General features: G+C 63.6%; 11 protein-coding genes and 1 tRNA gene. 2 read left to right on the top strand and 10 right to left on the bottom strand.

Features of this window, described 5'->3' with window-relative positions; translation table 11 throughout:
• Positions 1-49 precede the first annotated feature (49 nt).
• Positions 50-2,917, bottom strand: coding sequence for a D-alanine--D-alanine ligase family protein (locus tag ABD833_RS00905; protein WP_345070344.1), 2,868 nt, complete (start codon positions 2,915-2,917; stop codon positions 50-52).
• 301 nt (positions 2,918-3,218) lie between these two features.
• Here ABD833_RS00905 and ABD833_RS00910 point away from each other — a divergent pair, with 301 nt between their 5' ends.
• On the top strand, positions 3,219-4,415 hold the full coding sequence (locus tag ABD833_RS00910) for a phosphoglycerate kinase (protein WP_345070346.1): 1,197 nt from the start codon (positions 3,219-3,221) through the stop codon (positions 4,413-4,415).
• A 393-nt stretch (positions 4,416-4,808) separates the two neighbouring features.
• Here ABD833_RS00910 and ABD833_RS00915 read toward each other — a convergent pair whose 3' ends face one another.
• Both ABD833_RS00915 and ABD833_RS00920 read right to left on the bottom strand, forming a co-directional pair.
• Positions 4,809-6,026 (bottom strand): site-2 protease family protein, encoded by a 1,218-nt coding sequence (locus ABD833_RS00915; protein WP_345070347.1) that lies wholly within the window; start codon positions 6,024-6,026, stop codon positions 4,809-4,811.
• Positions 6,001-6,657 carry an HAD family hydrolase gene (locus ABD833_RS00920; protein ID WP_345070348.1) on the bottom strand — a complete coding sequence of 219 codons (657 nt, stop codon included), beginning with the start codon at positions 6,655-6,657 and terminating at the stop codon, positions 6,001-6,003. The genes ABD833_RS00915 and ABD833_RS00920 overlap by 26 nt, the downstream gene beginning before the upstream one ends.
• Positions 6,658-6,790: 133 nt before the next feature.
• Here ABD833_RS00920 and ABD833_RS00925 point away from each other — a divergent pair.
• Positions 6,791-6,867, top strand: a tRNA-Ile gene (locus tag ABD833_RS00925).
• A gap of 255 nt (positions 6,868-7,122) precedes the next feature.
• Here the strand turns inward: ABD833_RS00925 and ABD833_RS00930 are convergent.
• From ABD833_RS00930 to ABD833_RS00960, 7 genes are all read right to left on the bottom strand, one after another.
• Entirely contained in the window at positions 7,123-8,088 is a 966-nt protein-coding gene (locus ABD833_RS00930) for a PorP/SprF family type IX secretion system membrane protein (RefSeq protein WP_345070349.1), read from the bottom strand.
• Between the two features lie 71 nt (positions 8,089-8,159).
• A complete protein-coding gene (locus tag ABD833_RS00935; protein ID WP_345070350.1) occupies positions 8,160-13,046 on the bottom strand; it encodes a T9SS type B sorting domain-containing protein in 4,887 nt (1,628 codons plus the stop codon).
• 688 nt (positions 13,047-13,734) lie between these two features.
• Positions 13,735-14,511, bottom strand: a complete 777-nt coding sequence (locus ABD833_RS00940) for an enoyl-CoA hydratase/isomerase family protein (RefSeq protein ID WP_345070351.1) — start codon at positions 14,509-14,511, stop codon at positions 13,735-13,737.
• A 110-nt stretch (positions 14,512-14,621) separates the two neighbouring features.
• Positions 14,622-16,685, bottom strand: a complete 2,064-nt coding sequence (gene paaZ / locus ABD833_RS00945; RefSeq protein WP_345070353.1) for a phenylacetic acid degradation bifunctional protein PaaZ — start codon at positions 16,683-16,685, stop codon at positions 14,622-14,624.
• A gap of 181 nt (positions 16,686-16,866) precedes the next feature.
• Positions 16,867-18,072, bottom strand: coding sequence for a 3-oxoadipyl-CoA thiolase (gene pcaF / locus ABD833_RS00950; RefSeq protein WP_345070355.1), 1,206 nt, complete (start codon positions 18,070-18,072; stop codon positions 16,867-16,869).
• A 20-nt stretch (positions 18,073-18,092) separates the two neighbouring features.
• The gene (locus ABD833_RS00955) at positions 18,093-18,542 is read right to left on the bottom strand and encodes a hotdog fold thioesterase (protein ID WP_345070356.1); all 450 of its coding nucleotides are present in this window, start codon (positions 18,540-18,542) and stop codon (positions 18,093-18,095) included.
• Positions 18,517-19,698, bottom strand: coding sequence for a 3-hydroxyacyl-CoA dehydrogenase NAD-binding domain-containing protein (locus tag ABD833_RS00960; protein WP_345070357.1), 1,182 nt, complete (start codon positions 19,696-19,698; stop codon positions 18,517-18,519). Before ABD833_RS00960 ends, ABD833_RS00955 begins: the two co-directional genes overlap by 26 nt.
• Between the last annotated feature and the right edge of the window lie 53 nt (positions 19,699-19,751).

Here is a 19,751-nt window from a genome sequence, read left to right on the forward strand (position 1 = left end):
GGAGGTAGGAGCTGGAATCGGACGGGAAAGATAGATGTTCAGAGAGGCTTTAGCCCTGGGCCATCAGCTTCTCGTTCCGTGCCTTGCCAAACTCCAGAATCTGGTCGATGAAGTCGTAGGGCGTGTAGCCGCTGAGGGCCGTCTGGTGGAAGATGCAGGTGGCGGGCGTCATGCCGGGCAGGGAGTTCACCTCGATGATGATGACTTCCACGGCCCCGCCAGCTTCGGCTTCTCCGCGCACCCGCACGAAGGCGTCGATGCGGGCGTAGCCCTGAATGTTGAGCACCTCGGCTACGCGCTGCAGCTCCGCTTTCACCTCGTCGGAGATGCGCTGGCGCTCGGCGGCCTCGGGGGCGTAGCGGGCCGGGGTAATGTTCTGGCCTTCGCCGGCCAGGAATTTCTCCTCCAGGCTAAGTACTTCACCCGTCGCCAGGGCCTCCGATGCCTCAAACACTTCGATGGTCAGCGTCCCATCAGTCTGCCAGTGCGTAAGCAGGCCGCCGGTGACTTCGAGAAAGTGCCGGGCCCCGTCGCGGCTGATGAGGGTTTCCACGAGAAAGGCCTCCTTTTGCGGAAATTCCTCCTTGAAGCCCAGGCTCAGGACGGTGGCGGGCGCGGGCAGCAAATCTTCCTGGTCGCGGAAGATGAGCTGGCTGAAGGCTTCGAGCTCGGCGCGGGTCTTGATCTTCTTTACCGCCGAGGAGCAGCCGTCGTCGGCGGGCTTGGCGATGAAGGGGTAGGGAAACTGCGTTTCGAGGCTGCGGTAGAAGCTTTCGGCGTCGGCGGCCCACTCCCGGCGGCTGGCCATGCGATGCTCGGCCACGCGCAAGCCGGCTTCGCGCAGGCGGCGGTTCGTTTCGAACTTGTTGATGGTGATGCTGCTGCTTTCCACGCCCGAGCCGTTGTAGGGCAGGCCCAGCTTTTCCAGCTCCTTTTGCAGCGCGCCATCCTCGCCGGGGCGGCCGTGCAGGGCAATAAACACTTCGTCTACTTCCCCGGCCAGCTCGGCAAACGACAGGCGGCGGGGCTGGGCCGGGGGCTGGCCGGCGTAGGTGCTGGTAATGGCACCGGCCTCGCGGCGGATGCGCGCCAGCACCGGGTGCAGGGCGTGGCCGGCTTCGGCGTGCTCAATTTTCTCCCGGATGTCGTCGGCGTTGTCCTTCAGCATCACGTTGATGGGCAGCACGTAGAGGCGGAACTCCTGGCTGTTGCCGGTCAGGAACACCGGTACCGGCTCGTACTTGATGCTGGAGCTGAGCTTCTCGTAGATATTGCGGCCGCTTTCCACCGAAATGTGGCGCTCCGACGAGTAGCCGCCCATAATCACGGCCACTTTGATGCGCTGCTGCTCCTGCTGCTGCCGCGAGGCGACGGCCGCATCCAGCTGCTGCAATAGTCCGCCCAGCTTCACCGGCTTCAGGCCGCCGCGCCGCCGCGCCGCCAGCGACGTGCGAATCAGGTAAGTGAGGAACTGGGACGGATTCAGCCCGATTTCGGCGGCCTGGTGGAAGAAGAACGAAGCCGGCAGCATGCCCGAGGTAGTGTTCGGGTCGTTGAGGAAGATTGAGTTGCCCGTTGCCGGTTGCGAGTTGCCGGTTTGTTCATCCAAAGACCGGGAACCGGCAACTGGCAACCGGGAACCGGCAACTGGCAACCGGGAACTGATAAACCCGTCGATGCGGGCGTAGACCTGGAAGCCGAAGATGCGGAACATCTCCTCGCAGGCCTCGCGGATGCGCTGGATTTCGGCTTCGGGCAGGTCGATGGGCGTGATTTTGCGGGCCAGACCGGGCAGGTACTTCGAGCGGTAGTCGAACATTTCCTCGCCCTTCACAATCTCCGTCGGCGGCAGCGCCAGCGGGTTGCCCTCGGGGTCTTCCACCACAATGCAGCTGAACTCCCGTCCCGCCACAAACGACTCCACCAGCACCTGGGCCTCGCCGTCCACATTGGTCAGCCGCACGCTTTCGGCCGTTTCAAACGCCAGATCCAGCGCCTTCAGCAAGGCCTCCGGGTGGTAGATGAGCTGCCCGTTGTGAGTTGCCGGTTGCCAGTTGCCGGTTGCCGGATCCTCATCTCCAACTGGCAACTGGTAACTGGCAACTGGCAACTGAACCAAAACGGGCAGGCCAATGCCTTCGCGGATATCGGTCAGCTGCTGCACCCAGGCAATCTTGTCCTGCTCGCCCAGGCGGTTCCAGTCGTCGCGGGCGACGGTTTTGCGGAACAGGCTGCGGTCTACGGCCGTGGCAAACTGCTCGGGCGTGGGGTCGCGCAGGATGCTGATGCCGATGCTGGAGCCCTGGCGCGGCGCTTTGAACACGAGCGGCAGGCCCAGCTCCCGGGTGAGGTAGCCGAGCAGGGCGGCGCGGTCGGTGGTGTCCCACTCTTCCGCCGTGATAACGCGGAAGTCGGGCGTGGGCTGGCCCAGCGCCTTGAGCAATTTCTTCTGCGCGATTTTGTCGATGCCGAATGCCGAAGGCAGAATGCCCGAGCCGGAGTAGGGCAGGCCGTACCATTCGAGCAGGCCCTGAATGGCTCCGTCTTCGCCGCCCGGGCCGTGCAGGGCCAGGAAGGCGAAGTCCATCAGCTCGGTCAGCTCGTGGGGCAGCACGCGCCGGCCCACGGCGCCGATAATCCGGTCCTGCTCGGCCGGGCTCAGCTCGCCCAGGCTTTCCAGGTACACCTGCATTTTGTGCTCGGAGTCGGGAAGGGCTGATACGGGCGGGTAAAAGTCGCGGATGGTGCCCTTGTAGATGTAGTGCCAGTCGAGCAGAATGAAGTTGCCCCGGCTATCGACGAAGATGGGCACGGCCTCAAACAGGCCCTTATCCAGGTTGTCGTACACGGTGCGGCCGCCCGCGAAAGAGATTTCCCGCTCACGCGACGGGCCGCCGAAGAAGATGCCTATTTTCATAACTGAGGCAAAGGTACGGGGTAAAACAGAACGGCGGCAACTGCGCCCGTCTGTCATCCTGAGCTTGCGAAGGACCTGCCTCAGGGCTACTGCAAACCTCATTTCAATGAGCGGGGCCTTTTCCGTTCACAACGAAAAAAGGCTTCGCTCATCGAAAACGACTTCTGCTTTCCCCGGAGGAAGGTCCTTCGCAGGCTCAGGATGATAGAACAGTGAAGAAGTCTAACCTTGCTTGGCACCGCAAATCTGCCGAACTACGCGGCCCGAAGCCGTATACGCCTTATCAACTTCCTTTCCTCCCATGAAAACTCTGGATCAGTTCAACTTCGCCGGCAAGCGCGCCGTGGTGCGCGTCGACTTCAACGTGCCCCTCGATGCCGACCTGCGCATCACCGACGACACGCGCATCCGCATGGCCACGCCGACTATCAAAAAAATCCTGGCCGATGGCGGCTCGGTGGTGCTGCTCTCGCACCTGGGCCGGCCCAAGGGCGGCCCCGACAAAAAGAACTCCCTGCGCAACATCGTGGCCCGCCTGCAGCAGGAGTATGGCACGGAAGTGAAGTTTGCTGATGATGTGATTGGGGACGAGGCCGCTCAGCTGGCCGCCAGCCTGCAGCCCGGCGAAATCCTGCTGCTCGACAACCTGCGCTTCCACGGCGAGGAAGAAAAAGGCGACCCCGCTTTCGCCGAGAAGCTCAGTAAGCTCGGCGACGTGTACGTGAACGACGCTTTCGGCGCGGCCCACCGCCGGCACGCCTCCACGGCCGTCATGGCGCAATATTTTACCCCCGAAAACCGGGTGGGCGGCTACCTGATGGCCAGCGAGCTGGACAACGCCAAGCGCGTACTCGAAAACGCCGAGCGCCCCTTCACCGCCATCATGGGCGGGGCCAAGATTTCGGATAAGATTCAGCTCATCGAGCAGCTGCTCGACAAGGTCGATTACCTGATTATCGGCGGCGGCATGTCCTACACCTTCGCCGTGGCCGAGGGCGGCAGCATTGGCAACTCCCTGCTCGAAGCCGATAAAGTGGAGCTGGCGACCAGCCTGCTGGCCAAAGCCAAGGCCAAAGGCGTACAGCTCGTGCTGCCCGGCGACTCCATCATCGCCAACAGATTCGCCAACGATGCCGACATCGACGTAGCCCCCAATCACCACATTCCCGCCGGCTGGATGGGCCTCGACATCGGCCCCGAGTCGCGCGAAATCTTCGCCGACATCATCCGCAAGTCAAAAACCATCCTTTGGAACGGTCCGATGGGCGTGTTTGAGATGAGCAACTTCTCGGTCGGCACCGAGTTCGTGGCCCGCGCCATTGCCGAAGCCACCGCCGACGGCGCCTTCAGCCTCATCGGCGGCGGCGACTCGGCCGCGGCCGTGACGCAGATGGGCTTTGCCGACCAGGTTTCCTATATCAGCACCGGCGGCGGCGCACTGCTGGAGTACATGGAAGGCAAGGAGCTGCCCGGCGTAGCCGCGCTGGAAGGCCGTTAGAGGCCTCACCCCCGGGTGGCCTCACCCCCAGCCCGCAAATGCTTTAGGCGCATTATCCTAAGGAGAGGGGAGCCACGGCGGCGCGGAGTCGTCGGCTCACGCCTCCGACCCCGCCATTACAGCGGTTTTCAAGTTGGTGTACAGTTTTCAAATGAATTAAAAATGAAGAATTAAAAATTAAAAACTTGTTAATCAGTGTTTTAATTTTTAATTCTATTCATTACAGCTGAAACTGCTCTAGGCAGCTTAACTGCTGCTGCTGCTACAAACACAAAAGCCAACCGCTGCGAAGCGGTTGGCTTTTGTCCGTTAGCGCCATCAGGCTCCCCTCTCCTTGGGATAATGCGCCTAAAGCATTTGCGGGCCGGGGGTGAGGCCACCCGGGGGTGAGGCCTACCCGAACGGCGAGGGGGAGAAGCACAGCACGAAAATCACCAGCATCAGCCAGCCCAGCACCTGGCGGCCGGCATTCAGGGGCCGCTCATCCGGGGCCGGAGGATGGAAAATACCCGTCACCCGGCCCAGCAGCAGTCCGAATACCAGCCAGCCCGGGTTGCCCGCAATAGCCGGTACGGCCTGGGCCACCGCCAGCTGGGCCGCGAATACGCCCAGGGCCAGCATCAGGCCCCGGCGCGGCGTGGGCAGGGCTTTGCGAAATACCAGCACCAGGTACAGCAGGTAGGGCGCGCCCCAGTACAACCAGGTATCGGCGGAGCTTTGCAGACTGAATAGCCCCAGCCCGGCGTAGAAGATGAACCCGATAAACAGCCCCAACGACAGCCGGTTGAACCGCCGGAAACCCAGCAGCCCGTACAGAATGTGGCCGCCGTCGAGCTGGCCGATGGGCAGCAGGTTGAGGGCCGTGAAGAACAGGGCCAGCGCCCCGGCCAGCAGCACCGGGTAGTGCATCAGCTCGTTGGGGTGGGGCAGGCGGGCGGGGTCGGCAAAGGTGGCTTCGAGCAGGCGGTAAAGCAGCGGCTTACCCAGCGTCATGCCTTCCCCGGCCCGGTACACGTAGCGGGCGTAGTCGGCCCCGTAGATGCGGTACTCGGGGTGGATGCGGAACACGTATTCCAGCGGATCGGGCAGATGGGTGAAGCCGTAGATGAGGACCGGCACCGCCACCAGAAACCCCGCCAGCGGCCCGGCCAGCCCGATATCAAAGAACTCCTTGCGGGAGAATATCCGGTCCTTGATGCGGATAACCGCCCCGAACGTGCCAATGGTATTGAAGAAGCCGGTGAAGAATGGAATGTAATACGGCAGGGTAGCCCGCACCCGGTAGTGGCGGGCGGCAAAGAAATGCCCGAACTCGTGCACCGTCAGCACCCCCAGAAAGGGCAGCGAAAACCACAACCCATTCAGGATTTCAGTTTGAGTGAACCAGCCGGTAAGCTTAAAGCCCTGATCAAAGAATACTCGGCCCGTTATCCACTCTGCCCCCGCCAGCGTGGTGGTGGCGAGCGTCAGCAGAAACAGCAGCAGATGCAGCGCGTAGGTGCGCCAGCGCGGGGGCTCGGGTTTTTCGTATTGGGTAAAGCCCAGCATTTCGGGCGTTACCGGGTCGGTAGCCGTCGCGTCAGTATCAGGTGATGGAAGCGGGGAAGGCACGGATAGCGGCGGGAAGGGCGGCGGTGAGGGTGAGGGGCGGGGCCAGAAACAGCGTGGGCAGTCCCAGGCGGCGGGCCGTTTCGATATGCTGAAAACTGTCCTCGATGAAAAGAGTTTCCGCCGCCTGCCAGTTCATTTCGCGCAGGGCATAGGCAAAGATTTCGGGGCCGGGCTTGCGCAGGCCCACTTCCTGGGAGTAGAACACCCGGTCGAGGCAGTCGGCAATGCCGTGGCGGAAGCCGTACTGGGTGTGCAGCCGCCGGTTTATTTCTTCGATGTGAATCTGGTTGGTATTGCTGAGCAGGGCGGTCTGGTGGCCCTGGGCGCGCAGCTCGGCCACGTAAGCCAGGCGCTCGGCGGGCACGTCGAGCAGCATAGCGTTCCAGGCTTCGTCCAGCGCTTCGTCCGAGGCTTCCAATTGGTAGTGGCGACGCAGTTCCGCCCGAAACTCCGGTGGCGTGAGGCGGCCGGTTTCCATCAGGTCGAATAGCGCGGATTGACTTTGCTGGGTGAATTCAATGGCGCTACCCGCCCGGCTGAGCCGGCGCATGGCCTCTACCGTGCGCTGGTAATCGATGTTGATTAGGACGCCCCCGAAGTCGAAGAGCAGGTTAGGCTTTTTACCAGACATAGCGTTGAAGAATGCTGTTCAGAGCCTGGTCGATACGTTCGTCCACGCGCCACCATGATTTAACAATTGGAAATACGGCCGCAAACTTCGAAGTTTGCGCTGCCGAAACCAACCCCCGGGCCGGTTTTGAGCGGGGCCTATAGCTCAATTGGTTAGAGCAGCTGACTCATAATCAGCAGGTCACTGGTTCGATTCCAGTTGGGCCCACCAAACCGGACTTGGCACCTTTTGCGGTGTTAGGTCCGGTTTTTTTATTGCTATTAGTAGTTGAAAGTGAAGTGCTTGTGTCGAAAATAATGTTAACCCTGCCGGTTCGATAGAGCCCGATTTCAGGTGCGAAGGCAAGGCCGTTTGGATGGATCATGTTCTGGAGTTTTTGACGGGTATGCAAATCGGCTTTTTTCCACCCAATGGGCAAGTGAGCTGCACCTCACCCCACAGCGGACGAGTATATCGGGGCAGACCCTACCAGAACCTGTTGGTGCACACTGTCTGGGCTTTTTTCTTGAGCCGCAAACCCAGCAGCACCTCGTGGCTGCCGCCGTTGTAGCCGGCCAGCTCCGAGAAACCGGCGTCGTAGGAATAGCCCAGCGTGAACTGCTCGTAGCTGAAGCCCACCAGCGCCACAAATGAGTCGGCGGCGCGCCAGGATACGCCGGCCCAGAGCAGGTCCTGGTACTTGAGCTTGGCGTTGAGGTCGACCGAGACCGGGGCCGGGTTGACGGCCTTGACCAGCACCGACGGCACCAGCGACCAGTCGTTGCTGAGCGGCACCCGCACCCCGGCCGTGGCGAAGTAGTGCCGCCTGAGGAAGTTGCCCGCGCCCGCATCCAGCGAGTTGGGCCCATAGGAAAAGTTGAGCTCATTGGCCAGCAGCTGCGCACTGGATACCCCGACGTAGAAATCGGAGCTGTACACCCACAAGCCCACCGACCCATCAAGCACCCGCGAGGCGGCGCTGCCCGCGCGGGTCGTGCGGTCGAAGAATTGTAACTGCTGCCCATCGACGGCAAACTGCTGCATACCCGCCGACACGCCCAGCGCCGCCCGGAGGTTGGGCCTCAGGACCAGGTTGTAGGCGTAGGAAACGTAGGCGCCGGCCCGGCTGGTGGGCCCGGTCACGTCGTTGTACACGATTGCCCCCAGCGCGTGAAACGGCCGGCGCCGGTCGCGTAGGGTACGCTTGCTGGTGCTGCGCCACTTGCCCAGCGAGGAGCTGATGCTGGCGTAGTAGGTTTTGGGCGCCCCTTCCAGGCCCACCCACTGGGTGCGGTAGCTGAACTTGGCGTCGATGTAGTCCTCCACGCCCGTTGCGCCGGGGTTGAGGATGTAGTTGTTGTTCATGTACTGGCTGTATTGCGCCTGCTGCTGAGCAAGGGCCGGCGCGGTGGCCAGTAGCAGCGGCAGCAGTAAGGTCAGAGCTGTTTTCATGGCAGTATGGGCCTTGGGGGCGGTTGCGGAAGAAAGCGGCCCGGCTGCCACCAGCGTAGCCGCGCGTTTGGTTAATACAGAAGCGTAATCGACCCACTATAAGACCTGCCCAGCGGGCCCTTCGTGACGACCACGTAATAGTACGTGCCGACCGGGGCGGGCTGGCCGTTGATGTCGCCGCGCCACTCATTGGCCCGGCTGTAGTTTGTGGCCGAGAAGACCCGGTTACCCCAGCGGTTGAACACGCTCACGGTATTATCCGGGAATTGCTCGATGAACTCAATCTGCCAGGTGTCGTCGTTGCCGTCGCCGTTGGGGGTGAAGGCGTTGGGAATGCGAATGGGCGGGCGCACCGTCACGGTCATCTGGTCGGAGTCAGCGCAGCCGTCGGCCCCGGCCGAGAGGGTGTAGGTGGTAGTAACGGTCGGCGAAACCACGGGCCGCAGCTGGTTATTGCCCGGGAAGGGCGGCCCCACTGTCGGCGTCCACGTCACGGGGTAGGTGCCATCGGCGCGGCCTTCCAGCATCACGGAGGTGCCGGCCAGAATTTCCTTATCGGGGCCGGCATCCACGTCAACGGGCGGCTGAATACGCACGGCCACGCCATTGGAAACGGCCGTCACGGGCTGCCCGCACCCGTTGGTCGCGCGCAGGCGCAACGTCACGGTCTGGCCCTCGCGCAGCGTCGTGCTGGTGAAAACCGGGCCCGTGGCCCCCGCCACGTCGCCGCCATTGACCTGCCACTGGTAGTCGGGGGCCGGGCCGGCCCCGGTCACCGAGGCCAGGCTGAACGTCAGCGGTGCCCCCAGGCATACTGCCCCGCCCGGCTGTACGGCAATGGCGAGCGTGGGCAGCGGCGTGGGCGTGCGCGTCACCGTGACGATGGCCGTGGCCGGGCCTGCGCTGCACAGCCCCGCCGTGGGCGTCACCTCCACCCGTACTAGGTCGCCCGAAGCCAGCGTGCTGCTGCTGAACGTGGGCCCACTGGCTACGCCCACATTGTTGACGAACCATTGAAAAGTAGGTGCCGCCCCCACGTTCGTAGCCACGGCCGTGAAGGTAAGCGGCGTGCCGGGGCACTGCACCGGCGGGGCCGCCAGACTCACTGTGGGCGTCACGGCGGGCTGCACCCGTACCGTCACTACGTTCGATACCTCCGTTGCGCAGCTGCCCGTGCCCGACGTTACCCGGCGCCGGAAATAGGTGGTAGCCGTCAGTGACCCGGGCGCGAAAGTGGGGTTGGTAGCGCCCGCTATGGCGGTCCAGGTCGAATTATCTGCCGACGACTCCCACTGGTAGGCAAACGTGCCCGTGCCGCCGCTGGCCCCGCCGCCGCTGAGCGGAGCCGGCGCGGAGCCCGCGCAGATGTCCTGGTCGGCCGCAACGCTGCCGGCCGTCAGGGCGGGCAGCACCGTCAGAGTCACGGCAGGTGAAACCTCTGTTCCGCAGGCCCCTGACGTCACTCGGCGGCGGTAGTACGTGGTGGCCGTGAGCGGGCCGGGCGCATAGTTGGCGCCCGTAGCACCAGCAATGGCCGTCCAAGTGGTATTATTCGGCGACGAATCCCACTGGTAGCTGTAGCTGCCGGTGCCGCCGCCGGCCCCGGCCGTGCTGGTAAGGGGCGCCGGCGTGGCGCCGGGGCACAGCGTCTGGTTGGCGGCAATACTGCCGGCCGTCAGCGCCGGCAGGACGGTGATGGTGACGACATTGGACGAGAATGGCCCGCAGGCTCCCGCAGTCACCTGCCGCCGGAAGTAGGTGGTGGCCGCTAGCGGACCGGGCCCGAAAGTTGCCCCTGTGGCGCCAGCTATGGTAGCCCAGGTTGCGTTATCTGTTGAAGATTCCCATTGGTAGGCAAATGTGCCCGTTGCCCCATTAGCTCCCGCCGAGCTGGTAAGCGGGGCCGGAGTGGCGCCAGGGCACACGGTCTGGTCGGCGGCAATGCTCCCGGCCGTTAACACCGGAAGAACACTGATGGTGACGGAAACTGAATATTCCGGCCCGCAGGCACCAGAGCGCACCTGGCGGCGGAAGTAGGTAGTGGCCGTGAGCGGACCAGGGGCAAAGTCGACGCCCGTGGCGCCGGCAATAGGCGTCCAGGTCGAATTATCTGCCGAGGATTCCCACTGATACGCAAACGTGCCCGTGCCGCCGCTGGGGCCAACCGTGCTGGTGAGCGGGGTGGGGGTAGCGCCCGCACACACGGTTTGGTCGGCCGCAATGCTTCCCGCGCTCAATGCCGGGAGCACCGTCAAAACGACGGAAGGCGAATACACCGGCCCGCAAGCCCCCGAACTTACCTGGCGGCGGTAGTATGTGGTGGCCGTGAGCGGGCCGGGCGCGTAGTCGGCGCCCGTGGCGCCGGCAATGGCCGTCCAGTTGGCATTATTTGGCGAAACTTCCCACTGATACGCAAACGCGCCCGTGCCGCCGCCGGCCCCGGCCGTGCTGGTAAGGGGCGCCGGCGTGGCACCGGGGCACAGCGTCTGGTTGGCAGCAATACTGCCGGCCGTCAGCGCCGGCAGGACGGTGATAGTGACAACGTTGGAAAAGGCGGGGGCGCAGGCGCTGCCCGAAGTTGCCCGGCGGCGGAAATAGCTGGTAGTCGTCAGCTGGCCCGGCGCGTACGTCGGGCCGGTGGCGCCGGCAATGGGCGCCCAGGCTACGTTGTCAGCGGATGATTCCCACTGGTAGTCGATGGTGCCCGTGCCGCCCGTGGCCACGGTTTCGCTGGTGAGCAAAGCGGCAGGAGCGCCCGCGCAGAGGGTTTGGCTGGCGGCAATGCTCCCGGCCGTCAGGGCCGGCACCACCGTTATGGTCACCACGTTGGAGGGCGGGGTGGCGCAGGCGCCGGAACGCACCTGGCGACGGAAAAGCGTGGTGGCCGTCAGCGGGCCGGGCGTAAGCGTTTCGCCCGTAGCGCCGGAAACGGGTAGCCAGGTGGTGCCATTATCCGCTGACGATTCCCACTGGTACGCAAACGTGCCGGTGCCGCCCGTAGCCGGGGCAGTGCTGGTCAGCGGGGCAACGGCGCTGCCGGCGCACACGGTTTGGTCGGCGGCAATGCCACCGGCCGCCAGGGCCGGCAGAACGGTGATGGCTACCGAGGTGGTGGAGCGGGAATCACAGTAAGGACCTGATTGGTCGGGCAGCAGCAACTGAGCGCGCCGACGGAAATAGGTCGTGCCAACCGGTAGCGAACTTGGGGGCGTGTAGCTGGCACCGGTGGCCCCACTGATAGCCGTGAAAGTGGTATTATCCGTTGACGATTCCCACTGGTACACGAGCGGCAAGCCGGCGTCGCTGGAAGCTCCAGTACTGCTGGTCAGAGCGGCTGGCGCTGTTCCGGCGCACACTACCTGAGGGGCGGCAATGCTACCGGGCTCAGGCAGAGCCGGCACTCGAATAGAGCCCGAGCTTTCGCGGCAAAAGCAGGCGGTCGTGATGCGTAGTGTCACGGTGTAGTCGCCGGGCGTAGCGTACGTGTGAACGGGATTCTCCTCGGTTGAGGTGGCACCGTCGCCAAAATTCCAGGCGTAGGTTTTCCCGTCAAAGTCAATGGGCGGGGCTGTAAAAGTAATTTGCCGACAACCCGTTATCTGAAACCCAGGCCCCACGCGCAGCAAGGAGCTTTGGTTGAAATTGACGAGGCCCAAGCCACTCAGGCGGCCGCCCAGCTGCAGGCTGTCGTCGGCGTAGCGGGCCCTGGCCCCCAGCGAGTCGGGGTAGGCAATGAAGCCCAGCGCGGGCTGGTTGTCGCGGGCCACGTAAATCTTGCCATCGGGCGCGGCCTGCATCGAGCCCAGGTCGGCGGGAGTCTTCTGCCTGAGCGGAATGTCCTGCCTGGTAACCGGTCCGGTGCCACTGATATCGAATTGCAGCAGCTTGGGCAGGTTGCGCACCGTGGCGTAGAGGTAGCTGCCGGGCGAAAACTCCACCCCATAGTATTTCCCTTCGCCACGGTCCACGATGTACGGAACCTGCGGGTTGGCGCTCACCTGGCCCGTGCCGGTATCAAACCCAAACAGCTCGACGGTGCTGCTGCTGTCGCCCACCGCTTCGCTGTAGCGGGCCAGGGCCAGCCGCTGGCCGTCAGGGGTTACCTTCAGCTGGCCTTTGTAGCCCAGGGCCGCCACGCTCGGCGCGTGCAGGCTACCGATGACTGAAGGAACGGGAGTAGGCTGTACGCCGGCCAGCGTTACGCGGTAGGCCAGAAAGGCATCGCCCCGGTTGTCATTGCCGGTCTTGGCATCGCCCCAGCCGTGGGTGATAACCCAGATATCGCAGCCATTCTTATGAAATACGCCCGTTAGCTTCTCCGCCGTGCCGCGGGCCAGGGGCGTGTTTTTGGTAGCGGCTATCACGGTACCCGGCCCCCCACCCGCGGGAATATCTATTTCCGAGTAGCTCAGGCCCACGGTGCTATTGAGGGTGAAGAGCAGGTAGCGCGTCGGTTGGCCTGGCAAAGGTATGCCCGGCATCTTGAGGGGCAGAGGGCCGTCGGTGGTGAAGCGGTTGCCCGCCAGCCCGGTGCCGTTGGTCATCACGGTGCCGTCGCCGTTCCAAATAGTTTCGCCATTGCTGTAAAAGAGAATTTTACCATCCCTATCCGACATTACCCCCGAGCCGGCGGGGGCATCCATCGCCCCATCAGTGAGCACCTTCGGAAGAGAGTCGGCAGAGGCTTGGTTGAAGTCCAGCCCCGCCTTAAAGCCGAAGTACCAGGTGTTGGCAAACTTCTCATCGGCCGCGCATTCCGGGGGCGGCGTCCCTTGCGCCAGGGCCGTCGGAGCGGCGCCACCCAGTAGCAATAGCAGCAGCAGCAGCAGCAGCAGCAGCCAGCCAGCAGCCGGTCGTATCCGTTCGGCTGGGTTGCGGCAACTGACGCCAGCTACCAGGTCAGGCGTGAAGATTGGCAGAGAACAAGTATCAGTAAGATGCGATAGGTCTGCGCGCATAGTAGGACAGTTGAGTGGGCCGGCGGATAAGCGAGAACTCGGAACACAAAGTGCAGCCCACCGCTCTCATGTAAACGGAATAAACGAGCCTGCTGAACAGCTACTGCCGAAAAAGCGCTACCAGCCGATCTTACTAACTGCTGTTACGCAGGCCATTTTGAGCCCTTGGGTTTCAGCTTGTTTCTCGTTGCTGGTTTCTTGTTTCTCGTTGAATTTGGGTCCCAAAAACGGCTAACAAGAAACCAGCAATGAGAAACAAGAAACCGAGTGCGTAACAGCAGCTACTAAAGCTACGCACTGCCAGCCAGTTTTGTGCAAGGCCATGACTGAGTAGGACTGAAAGTTGCCATTTGCCGTCCACTTCGGGCTAGCCTGGCCTTATTCGCTGCTCACTTACGTAGCGCTAATACTTCAGCGGGAACAGTCAGGGCGCGGGATTTGCGCGCTGCCTGGGCCGAGGTGGGCGAGGAGGTCGTCTTCATGAGGCGAGGTCCTGCTGCTGATCGGTAGAAGTTGAGCCCAGCTCAACCTGGCGGCGAAAGGCTGCAACAGCTTCCAAATCCTGACGCCAATAGTTCGATAATTCACTGGTTGGGCCCACTGAAGAACCGCTTTACAAATCTGTAAAGCGGTTCTTCCTTTTTAGGCAGTAGCCTTGCAAAGGCCTGTTTGAGTAATGTATAGCTGCCTACCGGCTTTTAAACTGCTGAATGGCCTGCCGGGTGAAGTCCGATAGCACCAGCCGCCCGCTGATGGCGGCCCGTTCCACGAGCAGGGTATCCCAGTTTTCGGTGCCCGCCCAGATGACGCGCTTCAGATCGGTCAGCGCGGCCGGGTTGTAGGCGGCCAGCCGGGCGGCAAAGGCATCGACGGCAGCATCCAGGGCTTCCAGGGTTTCTACCACGGTGGCGTAAAGGCCTTTTTCCTGGGCCCAGGCCGCGCTGCGAAACTCCGCCGCGTCCAGCGCCAGCTGGGCGTAGGCCGCTTTGCCGATCTTCAGCTCCACCACCGGCCCCACCACGAATGGCCCGATGCCGACCACCAGCTCGCTGAGCTTCACCGCCGCCTGGGCCGTGGCAAAGCAGTAGTCGGTAGCGGCGGCCACGCCCACGCCGCCGCCGATGGCCTTGCCCTGCACGCGCCCGACGATGACCTTCGGGCAGGTGCGGCAGGCGTTGATGACTTTGGCGAAGCCGGAGAAAAAATCCAGCCCCTGGGCTTCGTCCCGGATGGCCATCAGCTCGTCGAAGCTGGCGCCGGCGCAGAAGGTTTTTTCGCCCTCACTGCGCAGGATAATGACTTTGGTGGCTTCGTCCTGGCCGGCCTGGGTGATGGTATTGGCCAGCTGGGTGAGCAGCGCGCCGGGCAGGGAGTTGTGGGAGGGGTGGAAAAAGGAAACCGTGGTGATGCCGCGGGCATCGGTGGCGGCCGTTACCTGGCCGGCGGTGAGGGTGTTGGTGGTCATATTTTGGGGTGATATTATTTTCTCGCAGAGGTCCGCAGAGGGATGCGCAGAGGTATGGAGAGGACTCTTTTAAACCTCCGCGCATCCCTCTGCGGACCTCTGCGAGAAATCTACTCCTGATTTTTCTTCCTGACCATCGTCAGAATCGTAGCCACGGCCACGGTTTCCTGGGTTTGGTCAGTAATTTCCACGTACCAGCGCACGATGCCCTTGGCGACATCTTCCGCGTCGCGCTTTTCCTGGCCGATTTTCTCCTTCACCGTCAGCGTCACGCCGATGGTGGTGCCGGGATACACGGGCTTGGTGAAGCGGCACTCGTCGAGGCCGTAGTTGAGCAAAACCGGCCCCTTGCGCGGGTCCACGAACATGCCGGCGGCCTTGCTCAGGATGTAGTAGCCGTGGGCCACGCGGCCGGTAAAGAGCGTGCCTGCCAGGGAAGTCTCATCCACGTGGGCGTAGAAATTGTCGCCCGACACCTGGGCGAAGCTGCTGATATCGGCTTCCGTAACGGTGTGCTTGTGGGTGACGTAGGTCTGTCCGATTTCGAGCTCCTCGAAGTAGTGCTGAAACGGGTGCTTGTCCTTTTCGATCTGCTTCGCCTTGGGCTGGTACACTTCGGTGATGGCCGTAATCATGCTCGGCGAGCCCTGGAGCGCCACGCGCTGCATGAAGTGCTCCACGCCGCGCATCCCGCCCATTTCCTGGCCGCCGCCGGCCCGGCCGGGTCCGCCGTGAATCAGCAGGGGCAGGGGGGAGCCGTGGCCGGTGCTTTCCTTGGCCATTTCCTCGTTGATGATCAGGATGCGGCCGTGGTGGGTAGCGGCACCCAGCACGAAGTCCTGGGCCGTGCGCGGGTCGTTGGTGGCCAGGGAGCACACCAGGGAGCCTTTGCCCAGGTTCACCAGCCGGATGGCCTCGTCGGTATCCTTGTAGGGCATCAGCGTGGCTACGGGGCCAAATGCTTCTACCTCGTGGGAGTCGAGGTGGCGGAAGGGCTCGGAGTTGAGCAGCAGGATGGGGGAGATGAACGCGCCCTTGTCGAAGTGGGCGCCGCGGTCCTGGCCCAGCACGTCCACGCCGCCGTCCAGGTCGCCGTACACGATGGGCGTGTTTTTGGCCAGCAGCCTGATTCGCTCGCGCAGCTGCGCGGCCTGCTCGCGCCCGGCCAGCGCGCCCATGCGCACCCCCTCGGCCAGCGGGTGGCCCACGGTGGTTTGCCCGAGCAGTTTACCCAAGGCAATCTGCACGTCTTCCACCAGGTTTTCGGGCACGATGATGCGGCGGATGGCGGTGCATTTCTGTCCGCACTTACCGGTCATCTCCTTGCGCACTTCTTTCACGAACAGGTCAAACTCCGGCGTGCCCGGCCGGGCGTCCAGGCCCAGCACGGCGGCGTTCAGTGAGTCGGCCTCCATGGTAAAGGGCACGGCTTCCTCGATGATGCGCGGATGGGCCCGCAGCTTGCGGCCGGTGGTGGCCGAGCCGGTAAAAGTCACCACATCCTGGTAGGTGACGTGGTCCAGGATTCCCTGGCCCGAGCCGACGACCAGCTGCAAAGCGCCCGCGGGCAGAATGCCGGAGGCAATGATTTCGCGCACCACGGCTTCGGTGAGGTAAGCTGAAGGTACGGCGGGCTTCACCACGGCGGGCATGCCGGCCAGCAGGTTCACCGCAATTTTCTCCAGCATGCCCCACACCGGGAAGTTGTAAGCGTTGATGTGCACGGCCACGCCCTCCCGGGGCACCATCAGGTGCTGGGCCATGAAGGTGCCGCCCTTCGACAGCCCTACCGGCTCGCCCTCCACGTAGAACGGCTTGTCGGGAAACTTGCGGCGCAGCGAGGCGTTGGCAAACAGGTTGCCGATGCCGCCCTCGATGTCGACCCAGGAGTCGGCGCGGGTGGCGCCGGAGCGGTAGCTGAGCGCGTAGAACTGCTCCTTTCTCTCCATCAGGTGCATCGCCAGCGCCTTGAGCATGCGGCCCCGCTCGTGGAAAGTCATTTTGCGCAGGGCCGGGTTGCCCACGCTCCGGGCGTAGGTGAAGATGGCTGCGTAGTCGAAGCCCTCGGTATTGGCCAGGGCAATGACTTCGCCGGTGCTGGCATCAAGCAATTCCTGGGGGGCGGAAGCGCCGGGCGTCCAGCGGCCGAGGGTGTAGTTTTCGAGGGTGGTCATAGTGCGAGCGTACGCCTCACCCCCTAGCCCCCTCTCCTAAGGGAGAGGGGGGACTAGCTCTAGAAAACCTAGCGCTAGGTTTTGGTCGGTGAAGAGAGGATTATGATTGGTGGGAAATTTTGAGACTAAAAGCTAAAGCTAGTTCCCCCTCTCCCCAAGGAGAGGGGGCTAGGGGGGGAGGCTACACCCGCTCGATAATGGCCGCGTAGCCCTGCCCGACGCCGATGCACATCGTGACCAAAGCGTAGCGCTTCTGCTGCTGGTGCAGCTCCAGCGCGGCGGTATTGAGCAGGCGGGCACCGCTCATGCCCAGCGGGTGGCCCAGGGCAATGGCGCCGCCGTTGGGGTTCAGGCGCGGGTCGTTGTCCGAAAGGCCAAAGGCGCGGATGCAGGCCAGGCTCTGGGCGGCAAAGGCTTCGTTGAGCTCGATGATATCCATCTGGTCCAGCGTCAGGCCGGCCTTTTTCAGCGCCTGCTGGGAGGCCGGCACCGGACCGATGCCCATGATGCGCGGCTCCACGCCCGCCACGCCCATCGAGACGATGCGGGCTTTGGGGGTGAGGTTGTGCTGTTTCAGCCCGTCTTCGGACGCCAGCAGCAGGGCCGCCGCGCCGTCGTTCAGGCCCGAGGCGTTGCCGGCCGTCACGGTGCCGGTTTTGCGGAAGGATGGCCGCAGCTTGCCCAGCCCTTCGAGCGTGGTGTCGGCCTTGATGAACTCGTCCTGGTCGAATACCAGCGGCTCGCCCTTGCGCTGGGCAATGCTGACGGCCACGATTTCTTCGGCAAACCGGCCCCGCTGCCGGGCGGCGGCGGCTTTCTGCTGGGAGGCCAGGGCAAACTGGTCCTGGTCGGCGCGGCCGATGGTGTCGCGCTCAGCCAGGTTTTCGGCGGTTTCGCCCATGGCGTCGGTGCCGTAGAGCTCCTCCATGCGAGGGTTGATGAAGCGCCAGCCGAAGCTGGAATCGTACATCTGCGCGTCGCGGCCGAAGGCGGTGCTGGCCTTGGAAATCACCAGCGGGCCCCGGGTCATATTTTCCACCCCGCCGGCCACGAACAGGTCGCCGTCGCCGCTCTGAATGGCGCGGGCGGCGGCTATGCCGGCCGAGAGGCCCGAGGCGCAGAGGCGGTTCACGGTTTCGCCGGGCACCGAGGCGGGCAGGCCGGCCAGCAGCAAAGCCATGCGGGCCACGTTGCGGTTGTCCTCGCCGGCCTGGTTGGCGCAGCCCAGTAGCACGTCGGCAATGGCGGCCGGGTCGGCGCTGGGGTTGCGCCGGAGCAGCTCCCGAATAACCAGGGCCGCCATATCGTCGGGCCGGACGGTGGCCAGGGTGCCGCCGAAGCTGCCGATGGGGGTGCGGATACCGTCAACTAAATAGGCTTGTTTCACAGGGGTGGTTAGGTTGTTGGTTATAGGGTTGGGATGCTCAGAATGTCGGTGCCGGTGCGGTAGGCCGTGCCCTTGAACAGGGCCAGCACCGTGCCGTGCTGATTGGTGACGCGCAGCTGGTACACGCCGATTTTATGCTTCAGGCTCTCTTCCCGGGCTTCCACGGTGATGAGGTCGTGGAGCTGGCCGGCTTCGAGGTAGTCCATCGTCACGCTCAGGCCCACGCTGAAGCGGCCGTGGCTGTTGCAGGCAAAGCCGAAGGCCGAGTCGGCGGCGGAATAGGTGACGCCGCCGTGCAGGTTGCCAAATCCGTTGAGCATGTCGGGCCGCACCCGAAAGTGCAGGCGGCAGTAGCCGGGGCCCACCTCGTCGATTTCCAGCCCCAGCAGGCGGGTGAAAGCGTCGTGGCGCAGCATGTGCTCCTTCACCGCTTCGGCCGGGTGGTTAGCGTGGGGCAGCGGCCGGCTCATGCTGGAGAAAAAGCTGATTCTGGCGCACCATACGGCGCAGCAGCGGGCTGGCGCGGTAGCGGTCCTCGTGGTACTCGGCGTAGAGGTCGTCGAGGGTTTTGAGCACGTTTTCGGGCCCGATTTCGTCGGCCCAGGCCAGCAGGCCCTTGGGGTAATTCACGCCCTTGGTCATGGCCAGCTCCAGGTCCTCGCGGGAGGCTACGTTCAGGGCCAGCGCGTCCACGGCCTCGTTGATGAGCATGGCCAGAATGCGGTGCAGCACGGCGCGGCCCAGGGTTTCGTCGCGGTTGGGCTCAGGCGGCACAGCATCGGCGGCGTAGCTGTAGAAGCCCCGGCCCGACTTGCGGCCGTAGTAGCCGGCCTCAAACAGACGCTTCTGGGTGAAGGAGGGCTTGAAGCGCGGGTCGTAGAAGAAGGAGGCGAAGACGGACTCGGTAACCCGGTAGTTCACGTCGTGGCCGATGAAATCCATCAAGGCAAACGGGCCCATGCGGAAGCCACCCAGCTCGGTCATGGCCCAGTCGATGGTGGCCAGGTCGGCAATTCCTTCTTCCAGAATGCGGATGGCCTCACCGTAAAAGGGGCGGGCCACCCGGTTCACGATAAAGCCCGGGGTGTCCCTGGTCAGCACCGGCAGCTTACCCCAGCTTTGTACTAAGTCGCGCACTTCCTCGGCCAGCCCGGCGCGGGTCTGCACCGCCGGAATGACTTCCACCAGCTGCATAATGGGCGCGGGGTTGAAGAAGTGAATGCCGATAAACCGCTCCGGCTTCCGGCAGGCCGCCGCAATAGAGGCAATGGACAGCGAGGACGTGTTGCTGGCCAGAATACAGGTGTCGGAAACCAGCATTTCCACTTCCCGGAACAGCTGCTGCTTCACCGCCAGATCTTCCACAATGGCTTCCAGCACCAGCTCACAGTCCCCGAAAGTCGTCACATCCTGGGTTAGGTGCAGGCGGGCAAACGTGGCCGCGGCGGCCTCGGTAGTCAGCTTGCCCTTTTCCGCCAGCCTGGTCAGGCTGGCTTGCATGGCGCTGCCGGCCCGTTGCAGGGCTTGCGCGTTCTGGTCGAGCAGGCGCACGGTGTGGCCGGCCGTAGCCACCACCTGCGCAATGCCCGCGCCCATAGCGCCGCTGCCGATAATTCCGATGATCATGTGAGAGAGTGAAGTGGTAAAAGGGCTTTTGTCATGCTGAGCTTGCCGAAGCA

Origin of the sequence: Hymenobacter fastidiosus, from assembly GCF_039539565.1 — a bacterium.
Lineage (GTDB): Bacteria > Bacteroidota > Bacteroidia > Cytophagales > Hymenobacteraceae > Hymenobacter > Hymenobacter fastidiosus.